This is a genomic window from Polaromonas sp. CT11-55 (assembly GCF_047303325.1).
GTDB lineage: Bacteria > Pseudomonadota > Gammaproteobacteria > Burkholderiales > Burkholderiaceae_C > Polaromonas.
Genome location: NZ_JBKBEX010000040.1, coordinates 17,687 through 33,020, shown reverse-complemented (window position 1 = coordinate 33,020; position 15,334 = coordinate 17,687). Strand labels below are relative to the sequence as shown.

The following is a 15,334-nucleotide window of genomic DNA, read 5'->3' as shown; positions in this document are numbered from 1 at the left end:
CTCCCCGCCCTCCTCGCATATCCCCCTGCAGCCGCTCAAAGGCGTGCGCGTGCTGAGCCTGGCCCTCAACCTGCCCGGCCCGGCGGCGCTGATGCGCTGCAGGCAGATGGGCGCGCGCTGCGCCAAGCTGGAGCCGCCCCCGCCCTCGGGCGACCCGATGAAGCTCTACAACCCGGCCGCCTATGCCGCGCTGCACGCCGGCGTGCGCACCGCCACGGCCGACCTCAAGACCGAACGCGGCCAGGCCTTGCTGCACCGCGAGCTCGCAAAAACCGACGTGCTGCTCACCTCCTTCAGGCCCTCGGCACTGGCCAAGCTGGGCCTGGCCTGGAAGGCCTTGCACAAGCAGCACCCGCGGCTAAGCCAGGTCGCCATCGTCGGCAGCCTGGGCGAGCGCGCCGAAGAGCCCGGCCATGACCTCACTTACCTGGCCGAAAACGATTTGCTCACGGGCCTGGACCTGCCCGCCACGCTGTACGCCGACATGGGCGGCTCGCTGATGGCCAGCGAAGCCGTGCTGCAGGCCGTGCTGCACCAGCGCGCCAAGGGCAAGGGCGCGTACCTCGAAGTCGCCCTCTCTGCCGCCGCCGGCTACCTGGCCCTGCCACGCATCTGGGGACTCACGCAGCCCGGCGCGGCCGTGGGCGGCGGCCATGCGGGTTACCGCCTCTATGCCTGCAAGGACGGCCGCGTGGCGCTCGCGGCGCTGGAGCCGCATTTCGCGGCCAGCCTGTGCACCGCCGCGGGCGTGCAGGCCTCCGGCATGAAGGCCATGTTCGCGCCGGCCACGCATGCGGCGATTGAAGCCTGGCTCAAAGGCAAGACCCGCAAAGAGCTGGACGCGCTGGCGGTGGAGAAGGACATTCCGCTGCACACGCTGGCACGGTGATGCACGCATGAGGAAGCAGGGAACGATTGCACGCTGGGACGCAGGCCGCGGGTTTGGATTTATTCGCGGCCAGACGGCAGGTGCCGATGTCTTTTTTCATCTGAGGGATTTGCGTGGCGGCTTGCAACCGCGAGAAGGCATGATTGTCAGCTTTGAAGAAATTCACGTCGGCGGCAAAGGTCCGCGCGCAATGGCGGTTGAAGCGATGGATGCGGGGCCGGATCCCGCCAAGGACCGCGCCTCATCGCGAAGCCCTGCCCGCTCCCGTCCTGAAAACAGGGACGCCGTTCGACGTATGCGCCCAAGACGGAAAACCGCCGCCCAGGCGCCCGGACCTGGCTTCGGGTCGCTGCTGATCGTCGGCACGGCCTACGGCGGTTTGCTGCTCTGGGCCGTCTGGCAATCGCTATTGCCATGGTGGGTATTGCCGGCGTCGTTCATGCTCAGCCTCCTGACGTTCTGGATGTACTGGGTAGACAAGCGCGCGGCGCAAACCGGCCAGTGGCGCACACCCGAGAGCACGCTGCAACTGCTGGCGCTGGCTGGCGGCTGGCCAGGAGCGTGGCTGGCGCAGCAGGTCCTGCGGCACAAGTCGAGCAAGCCTTCTTTTCAGCTTGTCTACTGGCTGATGGTCTTAGCGCACGGCTTTTTTCTTGGCGCCTGGCTTTTTTGGCCGCCTCTCAGGGCGGCCCTTCTGGCCTGGCGATAGTGGCAGGCGATCAGGTCGCCTGAATCATCAAGGTTCACGAAGCCCGCCGCGCCAGCACCACCATCGCTGCCCCCAGCAGCAAGGCGCCCACGCCCTGCTGCGCACTCAGCGGCTCGGCAAACAGCCAGGCCGCCGCGACGGCGGCCACCAGAGGCTCGACCAGCGTACCGATGACCGTCGCGGTCGGCGACAGGCGCCGCGCACCCCAGGCAAATGCCAGGTAGGCAATCGAGGTGGTGAAGATCCCGGTGTAGCCCACCTGCATCCAGGCGGTGGTGTGCTGCGGCCAGGTAATGCCTTGCGCGATAGCCAGGCCCAGCATCAGCAGCGCGGCTGCGCTCATGCTCCAGGCCGAGGCCGTGACGGCCGGCAGCTGCGCGGGCATGCGCGCATTGCCCAGCACCACCAGCGAATACAGCCCGGCCGAGGCCAGCGACCAGGCCAGGCCGGCCGCGTAGTGCGCCGGCAGGCTCAAGCCCTCGCCGGGCATGGCGATCAGGCCCACACCAGCCAAGGCCAGACCCAGCGCCAGCAGCAACCGGCCGCTCGCGCGCTCATAGCCGCGCAGCAACGACAGCAGCGCTACGATGACGGGCGCGCAGCAGATCGAGATCACCGTGGGCAGGGCCGCGCCTATGTGCCTCATGGCGATAAACCAGCTCGTGACGTTGAGCGCCATGGCCAGGCCGGTGCCCATGACCAGGGCCTTGCCGCGCAGAGGAAGATGCCGCCATTGGGCCGTGCGCGGCGCAGCCGGCAGCTGCCGCCAGTGCCACCACCACAGCAGAGGCAAGCCTAGCGCGAAGCGCGCCAAAGAAAGGCTGTAGGGCGCCATGCCCCCGGCCATCACAGACTGGGCAACCAGGGCGCCCACGCCCCACAAGACGCCCGCAAGCAGCACGCCACCCCAGGCCAGGGCGGCCGATGTTTGGGTTTTCATGAAAATTTTCTCCGTCCGTGCGCCTGCTGCAAGCGGGATCGCCGCAACAAAAAGCAGGCAGGCGCGTCAACTCAAGGCCGCGCGCTGTTCCATCGAAACAAGCACGGCCAAAGGGCGCAGCCCGGCATCAAGCCGGGTGCATCACAGAGCGACGGAAGGGGGAGAAAGCTGGAGGTGCATGGCCTGAATCATAACGAAGACGAGGCGGAAACGCCGCCGTAAACCAAGCCGGTCCGCGCCGGCCGCTCAAACACCTGCCGGACGAAAGCATATAAGGCCCACAGCAGCAGCAAGGGGATCACCAACGTCTGCAGCACAAAGATTACGATGAGCTTGATGATGTGCTCGGTGGCCTGCTCGGCCGCCTGCTTGAGGTTTTCAACCTGTTTACCCACGTCGCCGTTCCTGGCCAGCCAGTCTTTCATGTTCTCGATCAGGCCACGCTTGTCGGGTGCGGCGGCAACTGCGGGATTGAGCTGCCCGGCCTGGCCGGTGGCGCTGTCTATCAATTGCTGGCTGGCCGCGTAATCGGCCGCCAGGAATTTTTGCCACAGCAAGTCGCTGCCCAGCGTCACCACCGGCACGGCAAAACGCAGCATCAGCAAAATCACCAACAGCCTGGATAGCCAGGGGGGCGCCTGTGACCTGCGCAGATGCAGCCACCACCAGCCCAGCGCCGCGGCGCTCAAGGCCAGCGACACCGGCCAGTAACTGCCTATGCTGATCAACGCCTTCTGGATGCCGAAGGCAACGCTGGCCGCCAGCATCAGCTGCGAGAACTGCTCCACCAGGTCGTTCACCGGGTCCAGGATCTGCCCGGGCGTGAAGGTCACGCCGACGCCGAAGGGCTGCACCGAGGCCTCGGTGCCCTGGGCCACGGAGATGACGGCATTGAGCAGCCGCGCCGTGGCAAAGCTGACCAGCGCGCGCTTGAGGCCGGCATCGACCTGGCGCATGGCCGGTGCGTCCAGCGGCGCCAGCCAGGCGCAGGCCGTGACGGCCGCCATGGTGAAAGCCACAAGGGCTCTGCGTGCAATGAGCATGGGGTCTCCCCAGTGTGTTCCGATCAGAGATATACCGGTCCGAAAGCCGCTGAGGCGATCGCTTTGTTCGCCGCGGCTATGGGTCATCTTGCCAGAAGAGGCGACCCGCAGGTCGCGCGCTTAACGGCCCTTGCGGCCGGAAGGCTTGCCGCCCGCGCCCTGCGCCAGCGGCGGCAGGCCGGTGTGGCGTGTCAGCAGGCGGCCCTTGACCACTGGCGCGGCCTTGGTCGTGGTGGCGGAGGTGCCCGTCGAATTCTTGCGCCGCGCGCTGGTATAGCTGCCGTCGGTCAGGGGCTGAAAGGTCGGGATCAGGTGGTGCTTGCCGTTGCCGATCAGGTCGGCCCGGCCCATGGCCTTGAGCGCCTCGCGCAGCACCGGCCAGTTGTTGGGGTCGTGGTAGCGCAAAAAGGCCTTGTGCAGCCGGCGGCGGCGTTCGCCGCGCACGATGTCCACCGTCTCGCTGTCGCGCGTGATCTTGCGAAGCGGGTTTTTGTTGGTGTGGTACATGGTCGTCGCCGTGGCCATGGGGCTGGGGTAGAAGGTCTGCACCTGGTCAGCCCTGAAGCCGTTCTTCTTGAGCCAGATCGCCAGGTTCATCATGTCTTCGTCGCTGGTGCCGGGGTGGGCCGCGATGAAGTACGGGATCAGGAACTGCTTCTTGCCGGCTTCGAGGCTGTACTTGTCGAACATCTGCTTGAACTTGTCATAGCTGCCGATGCCGGGCTTCATCATCTTGGTGAGCGGGCCCTGCTCTGTGTGCTCGGGCGCGATCTTCAGGTAGCCGCCCACGTGGTGGGTGACGAGCTCTTTCACATACTCGGGGCTTTGCACCGCCAGGTCGTAACGCAGGCCGGAGCTGATGAGGATTTTCTTCACACCCTTCAAGGCCCGCGCGCGGCGGTACATCTTGATCAGCGGATTGTGGTTGGTGTTGAGGTTGGAGCAGATGCCCGGGTACACGCAGGACGGCTTGCGGCAGGCGGCCTCGATCTCGGGCGACTTGCAGCCTATGCGGTACATATTCGCGGTGGGCCCGCCGAGGTCGGAAATCGCGCCGGTAAAACCCTTGACGGTGTCGCGTATTGCCTCGATCTCGCGGATCACCGAGTCCTCGGAACGGCTCTGGATGATGCGGCCTTCGTGCTCGGTGATGGAGCAGAAGGTGCAGCCACCGAAGCAGCCGCGCATGATGTTGACCGAAAAGCGGATCATCTCCCACGCGGGAATCTTGGTCGCGCCGTCGTGGCTGCCGTTTTCGTCGGCGTAACGCGGATGCGGCGAGCGGGCGTAAGGCAGGTCGAACACATAGTCCATCTCGGCCGTGGTCAGCGGGATGGGTGGCGGCGTGATCCAGACGTCGCGCGCGGTGGCGCCTTCGCCGTGAGCCTGCACCAGCGCGCGGGCATTACCTGGGTTGGTTTCCAGGTGCAGCACGCGGTTGGCGTGGGCATACAGCACCGGGTCGCTCTTGACCTGCTCGTAGGAAGGCAGGCGTATCACCGAGCGGTCGCGCGGCGGGACCTTGATCTTGCCCTGCGCGGTATGCACGGTGGACGGGAGATTGGGGTTGGCCACAAAGGTCAGCGGCTTGATGGCCGGGTTGGCCGCGGAGCCGGCCGTTTCGGCCTTGACCGCCACTTCGGCCGCTTCGTCCTCGCGCGCGCAGCTGGCTCCCTGCTCCCGCGCCTGGTCGGAAATCATCAAATAAGGGTTGACGTGGGCCTCGACCCGGCCCGGCGTGTCCACGCTGGTGGAATCGATCTCGAACCAGCCCTGGGCGCTTTCGTCGCCGCTGCGGCGTATGAAAGCCGTGCCGCGCACGTCGGTGATGCTGGCGACCGGCTCGCGGGCGGCCAGGCGGTGGGCGATTTCGACAATGGCACGCTCGGCATTGCCGTAAAGCAACAAATCGCATTTCGCGTCGACCACCACGCTGCGGCGCACCTTGTCGGACCAGTAGTCGTAATGCGCGATGCGGCGCAGCGAGCCTTCTATGCCGCCCAGGATGATGGGCACGTCCTTGTAGGCCTCGCGGCAACGCTGCGAATACACCAGGGCCGCGCGGTCGGGGCGCTTGCCGCCCACGTCACCGGGTGTGTAGGCATCGTCGCTGCGTATCTTGTGGTCCGCCGTGTAGCGGTTGATCATCGAGTCCATGTTGCCGGCGGTCACGCCGAAAAACAGGTTGGGCTTGCCCAGCACGCGGAAAGGGTCAGCACTGTGCCACTCTGGCTGGGCGATGATGCCGACGCGAAAGCCCTGCGCTTCGAGCATGCGGCCTATGACGGCCATGCCGAAACTCGGGTGGTCCACATAGGCGTCGCCCGTGACGATGATGATGTCGCAGCTGTCCCAGCCGAGCGCGTCCATCTCGGCCCGGCTGGTGGGCAGAAACTTGGCCGTGCCGAAGCGGGCCGCCCAGTACTTGCGGTAGCTGGTCAGCGGCTTGGCGGCGCGCGTGAAGAAGGAGACGTCGACGGGGGCGTTCATGGGGGCTTTGGGTAACCCTTGATTGTAAGGTTTACCCCAGGTTTTGCCCCTTTATCCGGCATTTAAGCCCTACAAAGGGCCCGCCGCGGCTGCCCGGTGTGGTTTATCGGGGCGATTGCCCCCCTCGGCCCCAAATCAGCCATGCACCTGCCGGCTGTCGGCCGGTGCTTCATCCCGCTCATTCAGGCCGTAATCGCGCAGCACATGGGCCACGCGCAGCCGGTAGTCCTCAAACACCCCGCCGCGCCCCCGGCTTTGCGCCTGCCTGTGGTTTTCCAGCTTGCGCCATTCCAGCACGGCGGCCTCGTCGCGAAAGAAGGACAGCGACAGCAGCTTGCCCGGCGTGCTCAGGCTTTCAAAACGCTCGATGGAGATAAAGCCGTCGATTTTTTCGAGCTGCGGCCTGAGCGCTGCGGCGATGTCGAGGTAGGTCTGCTTCTGGCCCTGGGCGGGCTGCACTTCAAAAATGATCGCGATCATGGGAGCCTTCTTGTTGCGGTATGAGTTGCCGTGATGGTGGCATCAAGCGATGAAAACCGGAATGCGGGCATTCATGGAGGGGCGGTAATGCCAACTGAATGACGCGGCGTCCTTCAAGTGGCCAGACACCAGCAATGCCCTGACCGCTGCCGCAGCGACAGTGCAAGCCAGCGCCTGGCCCGGGCACTGGTGGGCGCCATGGCCAAAGCCGGGGACTTCACGGTCCGGTCGCTCCAGCAAAAACTCATCAGACCTGGGGTTGCATGCGGGGTCGCGGCCCGCGGCGGCCAGCAGCACCAGCACCACATCGCCGGCCTGCAGCGAAACGCCCGCGACCTCGGTGGGCTGGTCCACAAAACGGCGCGTGTTGTGGATGGATGGGTCATAACGGCTGACTTCGTGGACCATTTGCAGCAGTTGGCCGGGTTCACGGGCCATGGCGTCCAGCAGGCCGGGCTGCGTGGCCAGGGCCGTGATGCTGTTACCGATCAGGCCGGCCGTGGCCTCATAGGTTTGCGACAGCAGGCCCACCGCATTGCACAGCAGCGCCCGCGCATCGTGCCAGCCGACCTGTGCCGCCTCCTGTTGCAGGCGTGCCAAGGCGCTGCCGGGCTGGGCGCTGGCGGCCTGCACCAGTTCCGCAAAGCGCCCCAGCAAGGCCGAGGCCGCATTGCCGGCGGCCGCGAGCTGGGCCGGTGTGCTGAGCGGCGACAGGCAGGCCACAAAATCGGCCATCCAGCGCGCGACCTGCGGCAGTTCGTCCTCGCCAAAGCCCAGCAGGTCTGCCACCGCCATCACAGGGACTTCAAAAGCCCAGCGCGATAACGCCTCTCTCCGCAAAACACCCTCCCCTGCGGCCTGCAAGGCAAGCACCTCGGTTCTGGCCTGCACGCGATCCAGGTCCACCGCCGCCAGAAAGCGTTGCAATGCCAGCTTGGGTGCGTCGTGCCGCAGGCCCTCGTTCATGCGCACCAGGTGGCCAAAGACCTCGCCGGCCGCCGAGCCAACGATGGCTGAGGGAACTGGCTCAGAAACAGGACGCACGCGGCAGGCCGGATTGCCCAGGACCGCCTTGACACCGGCCGCGCTGCTCGCGATCCAGAGCTTGCGCGGCGCATCAAACACCAGCGCAGGGCCCGCGGCCAGCGCTGCGTAAAAAGGATAGGGATTGCGGTGGGCGGACGCCGCGAGGATGTTGTCGAGATTCGAGTCGGGGTTCATGGCAAGCATTTTTGCTTCAAACACCCGCCTCATGCTTCGCTCACGAGCGAAGCATCAGCGCCTTGAACTTAAGCGCGCGCCGGCAGCACCTGCCCCCGGCATTCGCCAAAGCCTATGCGTTGAAAGCCCTCGCGCTCGCACCAGGCGCGCAGGATGATGGCATCACCGTCCTCCAGGAAGGTGCGCGTCTCGCCATTGGCCAGCGTCAAAGCCTTCTTGCCGCCGGCGCTGAGTTCCAGCAGTGACCCGCCCTGCTCGGGCTGCGGACCCGACAGCGTACCCGTGCCCAGCAAATCGCCAGGCTGCAGGTTGCAGCCGTTGACGGTGTGGTGCGTGAGCATTTGCGCGACTGTCCAGTAGGCGTCGCGGTAGTTGGATTGCGACAGGCGTTCGGGGCCCAGGCCGGCGTCGCGCATGGCCTGCGTCTGCAGCCAGACTTCGAGCTGCACGTCCAGGCTGCCCTGCCGGCGATTGCCCGGCGAGTCGAGGTAAGGCAGCGGCTGCGGATCGCCCTCGGGTCGCGTGAAGGCCGCGCGAAACGGCGCGAGCGCCTCCAGGGTGACGATCCAGGGCGAAATCGTGCTCGCGAAATTTTTGGACAGGAAGGGGCCCAGAGGCTGGTATTCCCAGGCCTGCACGTCGCGCGCCGACCAGTCATTGAGCAGCACCAAGCCAAAGGCATGGGCCTCGGCCTGCTCCATGGCCACAGGCTCGCCCTGGGCATTGCCCTGCCCTACAAACACGCCCAGTTCAAGCTCATAGTCGAGCCGGTGGCTGGGCCGCAAGAGCGGCAGCTCTTCGTTGGGTCCCTTGGTCTGGCCCAGCGGCCTCGGGAATTGCTGGCCGCTCACGCCTATGGACGAGGCACGGCCGTGGTAGCCGATAGGCACCCATTTGTAATTGGGCAGCAGCGGCGCGTCGGGGCGAAACAGCTTGCCGACGGTGGTCGCGTGGTGAATGCCGGTGTAGAAATCGGTGTAGTCGCCGATGCGGCAAGGCAGGTGCAGCATGACCGCATCCTGGCGGTGCAACAAGCCCGCCCACTCGCCCTGCTTCACGCTGCCCACAGCCAGGCCTTGCGAGATCGCGGCCCGCAGCGCGCTCATCGCCTGCGGGCTCTGCGCCATCAGCGCATTCATGTCGCTACTGTCCGTCAGCCCGGTTGCGCGCAGGTCCAGCACCTGGTCGCCTATGGCCACGCCTATGCGATGCTCGCCCTGCGGCGTGAGGCTGTAAGTGCCAAAGGGCAGGTTCTGGATGGGAAAGTCGGTGCCTGTCTTGTTGGCGGAGGCGACCCAGCTGCGCAGCTGGGGATCATGGGTGGCGTTCAGAGGGGCGGTCATGGTGAGCTTTTAAAAATGGAGGGACGGCATCAGCCCTTGAACTGGTCCTTGAGCCCGGCCCAGCAGCCGGCATAAGCGGCGTCGAGCGCCCCGCCTTGCATGGCATAGGCCGTGGGGATAAAGCGGTAGCGGCTTTCGAACATAAAGGCCAGGGTGTTGTCCAGCTTGTGCGGCTTGAGATCGGCCGCGCTGGCTTTTTCAAAGGCTTCGGCGTCGGGGCCGTGCGGCACCATGCAGTTGTGCAGCGAGGCGCCACCGGGCTTGAAGCCCTCGGGCTTGGCGTCGTACTGACCGTAGACCAGGCCCATGAACTCGCTCATGAGGTTGCGGTGGTACCAGGGCGGGCGGAAGGTGTCCTCGGCCACCAGCCAGCGCGGCGGGAAGATCACGAAGTCGCAGTTGGCCGTGCCCGGCGTGTCCGAGGGCGAGGTCAGCACGGTGAAGATGGACGGGTCCGGATGGTCGTAGCTGATGGAGCCTATGGTCATGAAGTGCGCCGTGTCGTATTTGCAGGGCACCAGGTTGCCGTGCCAGGCCACCACGTTGAAGGGGCTGCGCGGCTGCGTGGCCGACCACAAACGACCGCCGAACTTCTTGATGATTTCATAGCCCTTGCCGGGCTCGTCGTCAGCATCAAAAGCCGCCACGGGCGCGAGGAAATCACGCGCATTGGCCAGGCCGTTGGAGCCTATGGGGCCGAGCTCCGGCAGGCGGAAATGCGCGCCGTAGTTTTCGCAGATGTAGCCGCGCGAGGCGCCGTCGGGCAAGGCCACGCTGAAGGCCATGCCGCGCGGCAGCACGGCGATTTCACCGGGCTTCACGTCCAGGATGCCGAGCTCGGTGGTCAGCACCAGCCGGCCCTGCTGCGGCACCAGCAGCATTTCGCCGTCGGCATTGACCAGCGCGCGCCGCGCCATGGAACGGTTGGCGACATACATGTGCGCGGCCATGCCGGCCTGGGCCCCGGCGTCGCCGTTGGCCGCCACGGTGCGCAGGCCGTCGACAAAATCCAGCGGCTCGGCGGGAATCGGAAACGGGTTCCAGCGCAAGGGATCGGGCGGCACGGCCACGCCGCCCGCGGCGCCTGTCGTCCACTGCGGCTGGGCGTAAGGCTGGTAACCGCCCACCACCACCGACGGCTGGCGGCGGTACAGCCAGGTGCGGCGGTTCTCGGCACGCGGCGCGGTGAAGGCTGTGCCGGATATCAACTCGGTATACAGGTCGTGCGGTGCGCGCTGCGGGCTGTTGCGGCCCTCGGGCAAGGCGCCGGCGACGGCTTCGCTGGCGAATTCATTGCCAAAGCCGGACTGGTAGCGCAAAGAGGTCTTCGTGTTCATGGCTTCTCCAAAATTCCCATCTCATTCCTCGGCATCTTCGGCCGCGCCGCCGTCGGCCCTGGCCTTGGCGATCAGCCGGTCGAAAAAATCGCTGAGCTGCTCGCGTTCGGCCGCGCTCAGCACACCAAAAATATCCTGGTTGCGCCGGCCCACCAGTTGCATGGCGCGCTGCCAGGCGGCCCTGCCCTTGGGTGTCATGGTCAGCACCACGCCGCGGCCGTCGGTCGGGCTGGCGGTCTTGACGACCAGGCCCTGCTCCACCAGCGACTGCGCGGCCCGGCTGGCCTGGCCCTTATTGAGGTTGGCTTTTTGCGCAAGGTCGTTGACCGACAGCGGCGCGAAGGTGCCGACCGCCGTGAGGCAGCGGCCGTCGCTCATGGAGAGCCCGGCCTCGGCCACATAAGCGCGCTGACTTTCCTGGTCGGTCAGCTTGTGTAGCAGATGCAGGCGGTAGGTCAGGGTTCTGTCGAGCTTGATCATGCGGGCCGCCGATTCGATTTATTGGTTGCGGCCGCAACTATAAACCGATCCGGTTGCGCGCGCAACCATTTATTCGACAGCCTCCGAAAGGCCCGGAGGCTGCGGCAAACCCCTGCGCCTAGTTGCGCACCACGGTCATCTGGCCGCGCACTTCCCCGCCGGGGTAGGCGGCGGTGTGGATGTTGGCGTACCAGCGGCCGGCCAGCAGATCGGCGGCCTGGGCGGCGGTCAGCGTGGCGCTGCCGTCCAGGGGGCTGCGCATGGGGCCGGCCCATGGCAGGGCCACGCCGGCGTTCGCGCCTATGGCCGCGGGGCCATGGAAATGCCCCGCCGTGGCCGGGCCCGTCAGGCCGGTGTAGCTGACCTTCCAGCGCAGCAGGTTGGTGTTTTTGTCGAACACCGCATCAACCTGCCCACTGCCGGTGCTCGCATTGGCCGGCACCTCGTTGGCCCCGCGCAATTGTGTGGTCATGGCCACCAGGTTGGACTGGCGGTCCAACATGCTGCAGCCCGTGAGGGCGGCCGCGGCAACGGCAGCGATGGCAAGGGACAAACGAACGGCGGTGCGGCGGGTCGGCATGGTCGGCTCCTTGAAACAGGAGCCGATTGTGCGTGGCCTGCCCTCGGCCTGCCCGTAGGACAAACCCCATGCGGGCGGTGGGTTCCGGACGACATCCCGGCGCAGCGGCCGCGCCCGCTCGCAGGCCCCCGCAACACCCAAAAAAGCCGCCGTCCTACGAAAGGACTCTTGGCAGGCCGACACCGGCGCGCGGGCGCGCCTTCCACACTGGCTACCTGTACCTTCACCAGGACCTTCACCAGGAAAACCCCATGGCATCTCGCGTTCTCTGGAAAGGCGCCATCAGCTTCGGCCTGGTCCACATTCCCGTCGCGCTGCATTCGGCCACCTCCGAAAGCGGCATCGACTTCGACTGGCTGGACAAGCGCAGCATGGACCCGGTGGGCTACAAGCGCATCAACAAGCGCACCGGCAAGGAGATCAGCAAGGAAAACATCGTCAAGGGCGTCGAGTACGAGGGCGGCCAGTACGTGGTGCTGTCCGAAGAGGAAATCGCCGCGGCCTACCCGAAGACCACCCAGACCATCGAGATCGAGAGCTTTGTGCCCAACACCGAGATTCCCTTTGTCTACCTGGAGAGGCCCTACTACGTCGCGCCCATCAACAAGGGACAAAAAGTCTATGCCCTGCTGCGCGACACGCTGCTGAAGACGCAGCGCGTGGGCATCGCCCGCGTCATCATCCAGACCAAGCAACACCTGGCTGTGCTCGTGCCGTCGGGCCCGGCGCTGGTGCTGAACCTGCTGCGCTGGGGCGCCGACATCCGCTCGCTGGAAGAGCTCAACCTGCCGCCCATGGGCGCCAAGGCCGCGGGCCTGTCCGACAAGGAACTGGCCATGGCCAAACAGCTGGTGGACGACATGACCGGCAAATGGGACCCAGAGCAGTTCACCGACTCCTTCAAGGACGACATCATGGCGCTGGTCAAACGCAAGGCCAAGGAAGGCAAGCTCGAGAGCGTGGTGCAGCCGGAAGAATCCGGTGAGGCCGAACCCCGCTCCGGCGCCAAGATCATCGACCTGACCGAGCTGCTACAGCGCAGCCTGCGCAAGGGCGGTGGCGACGCGTCCAAGGACAAGCCGGCCGCCAAAACAAAGGCTGCCGCCAGAACGCCCGCGCGCAAAAAACCCGCGGCCAAGACCCGAGCCCATGCCCCCGCCAGGCGGCGCGCCGCCTGAGCGCCGCGCCCACCCAAGCCGAGGCCATGGACGACCGCGATTCCCTCAAAAGCTACCGCGCCAAGCGCGATTTTTCGCGCACGCCCGAGCCTGCGGAAGACGGCACGCGCTCGGACAAGTCCCTGCGTTTTGTAATTCAGAAACACGATGCGCGCAACCTGCATTACGACTTCCGCCTGGAGCTGCAGGGCGCGCTCAAAAGCTGGGCCGTGCCCAAAGGCCCCAGCCTGGATCCGGCCGTCAAGCGCATGGGCGTGCGTGTCGAAGACCATCCGATTTCCTACGCGGATTTTGAGGGCAGCATTCCGGCCAGACAATACGGCGCCGGCGACGTGATCGTCTGGGATCGGGGCCTGTGGACGCCGCATGGCGACCCGGCAAAAAGCCTCAAGGCCGGCAAGCTCAAGTTCGAACTGCACGGCGAAAAGCTCAAGGGCGGCTGGACCCTGGTGCGCATGCGCGGCCGCGCCGATGAAAGCCACGAGCCCTGGCTGCTGATCAAAGAGCAGGATGAGCACGCCCGCCCGGAAAAAGAGTACGACGTGCTCCAGGCCCTGCCCAACAGCGTGCTCTCGGGCCGCCCCCTGCCCCGCGACGCCGCGGAAAAACCCGGCAAGGCGCCGGGCAAGGCTGCGGCGAAGAAAGCCGCCGCGCAAACCGCTGCCGATATTCCGGAAGGCGCGGTCAAGGCGAAGCTGCCCGAAATTCTGGCCCCGCAACTGGCCACGCTGGTGGCGGCCCCGCCCGCCGACCCTCAAGGCTGGGCCTACGAAATCAAATACGACGGCTACCGCCTCCTGGCTCGCATCGAAGGGGACTCGGTCCGCCTCATGACGCGCAACGGCAACGACTGGACACACAAGCTCGCCAGGCTGGCCGAAGCCGTGGCCGCGCTGGAGATTCCCTCGGGCTGGGTAGACGGGGAGATCGTGGTGATGAACGAGCGCGGCCTGCCTGACTTCGGCGCGCTGCAAAACGCGTTTGACCACGCGAGCACGGCCCGCATCGTCTACTACGTGTTCGACCTGCCCTACTTCGACGGGCTGGACCTGCGCCGGCTGCCACTGTCCCGGCGCCGCGAACTGCTGTGCGCGCTGGTCACCCGCCATCCGCAGGAGGGCATTCGTTTTAGCGACACGCTTGAAGCGTTGCCGCAAGACCTACTGGTGGCGGCGCGACGGGTCGGGCTTGAAGGCGTGATCGGCAAGCGCGTGGACTCAGCCTATGTCTCGCGCCGCTCGCCGGACTGGATCAAGCTCAAGACCCAGCTGCGACAGGAGTTCGTGATAGGCGGCTATACGGCGCCCAAGGGCTCGCGCACCGGCCTGGGCGCGCTGATGCTGGGTGTGCACGACGAAGACGGCACGCTGAAGTACGCCGGCAACGTCGGCACCGGCTTCAACGACAAGGTGCTCAAGGAACTCAAAGCGCGGCTGGAGAAAATCCACACAGAGCGCAACCCCTTCACGAAGCTGCCGGCCGGCGTCAATGGTCAGTTCGTCAAGCCGCAGTTGCTGGCCGAGATCGCTTTTGGCGAATGGACGCACGGCGGCCACATCCGCCACTCGGTGTTCCAGGGCCTGCGCAGCGACAAGCCGGCCATCCATATCGTCCGTGAAAAACCCGCCGCCCTGCAACGCGGCAAGAAAGGCGCCGCCGTGAATCCCGCGAAAAAACCCACTCCGGCCGCGCTGAAGTCCTTGCGTATCACCCACGCCGACCGCGTGATCGACAGCAGCACCGGCTTCACCAAACAGAACGTGGTCGAGCACTACGCGCAGGTCGCAGCGCTAATGCTGCCGCACCTCAAGGCGCGCCCGACCTCGCTGGTGCGCGCGCCCTCGGGCATAGGCGGCGAGCTGTTTTTCCAGAAGCACGTCGAGGCCGGCTCCATTCCCGGCATCAAGCTGCTGGACCCCGCCCTCGATCCCGGCCATGAAGCGCTGCTGGAGATTCCCTCCACCGCAGCCCTGCTGTCCGCGACACAGGTCAATGTGATCGAGTTCCACACCTGGAACGCCACCACGCGCGCCATCCACAAGCCCGACCGCATGACCCTGGACCTGGACCCGGGCGAAGGCGTGGCCTGGCCGCAAATGCAGGAAGCCGCGCAACTGGTGCACGCCTTCCTGGACGAACTGAAGCTGGCCAGCTTCCTCAAGACCAGCGGCGGCAAGGGCCTGCATGTGGTGGTGCCGCTCAAGCGGCAATATGACTTCGACACGGTCAAGGACTTCTCGCACGCGCTGGTGCTTCACCTGGCCGCCGTGATTCCCCAGCGCTTTGCCGCCAAGAGCGGCCCCAAAAACCGTGTCGGCAAGGTTTTTCCGGACTACCTGCGCAACGGCTTCGGCGCAACCACCGTGTCGGCCTGGTCGCTGCGCGCGCGGCCCGGCATGGGCGTGTCGGTGCCGGTGGCCTGGGACGAGCTCGAATCGCTGACCGGCGGCGCGCACTGGACGGCGCAGACTTTGGGCGCCCGCCTGGCCGTCGGCAACCAGCCCTGGGACGCTTACGAGGCCTCGCGCAACACCCTGACCGCCGCGATGAAGCAGCTCGGTTTCAAGCCGGCGGTGCAGGCCAAATGAGTGTCCAGCCGTCTGTCATCCGCCTCCTACACACGCAGGGCCCGCGGCCCGACATG

General features: G+C 66.2%; 13 protein-coding genes. 4 read left to right on the top strand and 9 right to left on the bottom strand.

Annotated elements, in window-relative coordinates; genetic code table 11:
- Nucleotides 1-19: 19 nt before the first annotated feature.
- Entirely contained in the window at nt 20-889 is an 870-nt protein-coding gene (locus tag ACEN8I_RS23150; RefSeq protein ID WP_413330993.1) for a CoA transferase, read from the top strand.
- Nucleotides 890-896: 7 nt separating this feature from the next.
- Nucleotides 897-1,598, top strand: coding sequence for a DUF1294 domain-containing protein (locus ACEN8I_RS23145; RefSeq protein WP_413330992.1), 702 nt, complete (start codon nt 897-899; stop codon nt 1,596-1,598).
- Nucleotides 1,599-1,632: 34 nt separating this feature from the next.
- On the opposite strand, the gene ACEN8I_RS23140 is transcribed toward ACEN8I_RS23145, so the two are convergent.
- The 9 genes from ACEN8I_RS23140 to ACEN8I_RS23100 all read right to left on the bottom strand — a co-directional run bounded on the left by ACEN8I_RS23140 (nt 1,633) and on the right by ACEN8I_RS23100 (nt 11,512).
- Entirely contained in the window at nt 1,633-2,538 is a 906-nt protein-coding gene (locus ACEN8I_RS23140; protein ID WP_413330991.1) for a DMT family transporter, read from the bottom strand.
- A gap of 188 nt (nt 2,539-2,726) precedes the next feature.
- On the bottom strand, nt 2,727-3,581 hold the full coding sequence (locus tag ACEN8I_RS23135) for a hypothetical protein (protein WP_413330990.1): 855 nt from the start codon (nt 3,579-3,581) through the stop codon (nt 2,727-2,729).
- Nucleotides 3,582-3,701: 120 nt separating this feature from the next.
- Nucleotides 3,702-6,071: a YgiQ family radical SAM protein gene (locus ACEN8I_RS23130; RefSeq protein ID WP_413330989.1), complete on the bottom strand. Its 2,370-nt coding sequence runs from the start codon at nt 6,069-6,071 to the stop codon at nt 3,702-3,704.
- 135 nt (nt 6,072-6,206) lie between these two features.
- The gene (locus ACEN8I_RS23125) at nt 6,207-6,551 is read right to left on the bottom strand and encodes an antibiotic biosynthesis monooxygenase family protein (RefSeq protein ID WP_413330988.1); all 345 of its coding nucleotides are present in this window, start codon (nt 6,549-6,551) and stop codon (nt 6,207-6,209) included.
- A 42-nt stretch (nt 6,552-6,593) separates the two neighbouring features.
- Nucleotides 6,594-7,772 (bottom strand): cytochrome P450, encoded by a 1,179-nt coding sequence (locus tag ACEN8I_RS23120; protein WP_413330987.1) that lies wholly within the window; start codon nt 7,770-7,772, stop codon nt 6,594-6,596.
- Nucleotides 7,773-7,840: 68 nt separating this feature from the next.
- Nucleotides 7,841-9,115: a fumarylacetoacetase gene (fahA, locus tag ACEN8I_RS23115; RefSeq protein WP_413330986.1), complete on the bottom strand. Its 1,275-nt coding sequence runs from the start codon at nt 9,113-9,115 to the stop codon at nt 7,841-7,843.
- 29 nt (nt 9,116-9,144) lie between these two features.
- A complete protein-coding gene (gene hmgA / locus ACEN8I_RS23110; RefSeq protein ID WP_413330985.1) occupies nt 9,145-10,452 on the bottom strand; it encodes a homogentisate 1,2-dioxygenase in 1,308 nt (435 codons plus the stop codon).
- 21 nt (nt 10,453-10,473) lie between these two features.
- Nucleotides 10,474-10,932 (bottom strand): MarR family winged helix-turn-helix transcriptional regulator, encoded by a 459-nt coding sequence (locus ACEN8I_RS23105; protein ID WP_413330984.1) that lies wholly within the window; start codon nt 10,930-10,932, stop codon nt 10,474-10,476.
- 118 nt (nt 10,933-11,050) lie between these two features.
- On the bottom strand, nt 11,051-11,512 hold the full coding sequence (locus ACEN8I_RS23100; RefSeq protein WP_413330983.1) for a CHRD domain-containing protein: 462 nt from the start codon (nt 11,510-11,512) through the stop codon (nt 11,051-11,053).
- A gap of 251 nt (nt 11,513-11,763) precedes the next feature.
- Here ACEN8I_RS23100 and ACEN8I_RS23095 point away from each other — a divergent pair, with 251 nt between their 5' ends.
- Complete coding sequence (locus ACEN8I_RS23095) at nt 11,764-12,690, top strand: Ku protein (protein ID WP_413330982.1); 927 nt, start codon at nt 11,764-11,766, stop codon at nt 12,688-12,690.
- A gap of 26 nt (nt 12,691-12,716) precedes the next feature.
- Entirely contained in the window at nt 12,717-15,278 is a 2,562-nt protein-coding gene (gene ligD / locus ACEN8I_RS23090) for a DNA ligase D (RefSeq protein WP_413330981.1), read from the top strand.
- Nucleotides 15,279-15,334: the final 56 nt, after the last annotated feature.

Coding starts and splice junctions, on each gene's coding strand:
- ACEN8I_RS23145 (WP_413330992.1), top strand. CDS start 897: ATGAGGAAGCAGGGAACGATTGCACGCTGGGACGCAGGCCGCGGGTTT.
- ACEN8I_RS23140 (WP_413330991.1), bottom strand. CDS start 2,538: ATGAAAACCCAAACATCGGCCGCCCTGGCCTGGGGTGGCGTGCTGCTT.
- ACEN8I_RS23135 (WP_413330990.1), bottom strand. CDS start 3,581: ATGCTCATTGCACGCAGAGCCCTTGTGGCTTTCACCATGGCGGCCGTC.
- ACEN8I_RS23130 (WP_413330989.1), bottom strand. CDS start 6,071: ATGAACGCCCCCGTCGACGTCTCCTTCTTCACGCGCGCCGCCAAGCCG.
- ACEN8I_RS23125 (WP_413330988.1), bottom strand. CDS start 6,551: ATGATCGCGATCATTTTTGAAGTGCAGCCCGCCCAGGGCCAGAAGCAG.
- ACEN8I_RS23120 (WP_413330987.1), bottom strand. CDS start 7,772: ATGAACCCCGACTCGAATCTCGACAACATCCTCGCGGCGTCCGCCCAC.
- fahA (WP_413330986.1), bottom strand. CDS start 9,115: ATGACCGCCCCTCTGAACGCCACCCATGATCCCCAGCTGCGCAGCTGG.
- hmgA (WP_413330985.1), bottom strand. CDS start 10,452: ATGAACACGAAGACCTCTTTGCGCTACCAGTCCGGCTTTGGCAATGAA.
- ACEN8I_RS23105 (WP_413330984.1), bottom strand. CDS start 10,932: ATGATCAAGCTCGACAGAACCCTGACCTACCGCCTGCATCTGCTACAC.
- ACEN8I_RS23100 (WP_413330983.1), bottom strand. CDS start 11,512: ATGCCGACCCGCCGCACCGCCGTTCGTTTGTCCCTTGCCATCGCTGCC.
- ACEN8I_RS23095 (WP_413330982.1), top strand. CDS start 11,764: ATGGCATCTCGCGTTCTCTGGAAAGGCGCCATCAGCTTCGGCCTGGTC.
- ligD (WP_413330981.1), top strand. CDS start 12,717: ATGGACGACCGCGATTCCCTCAAAAGCTACCGCGCCAAGCGCGATTTT.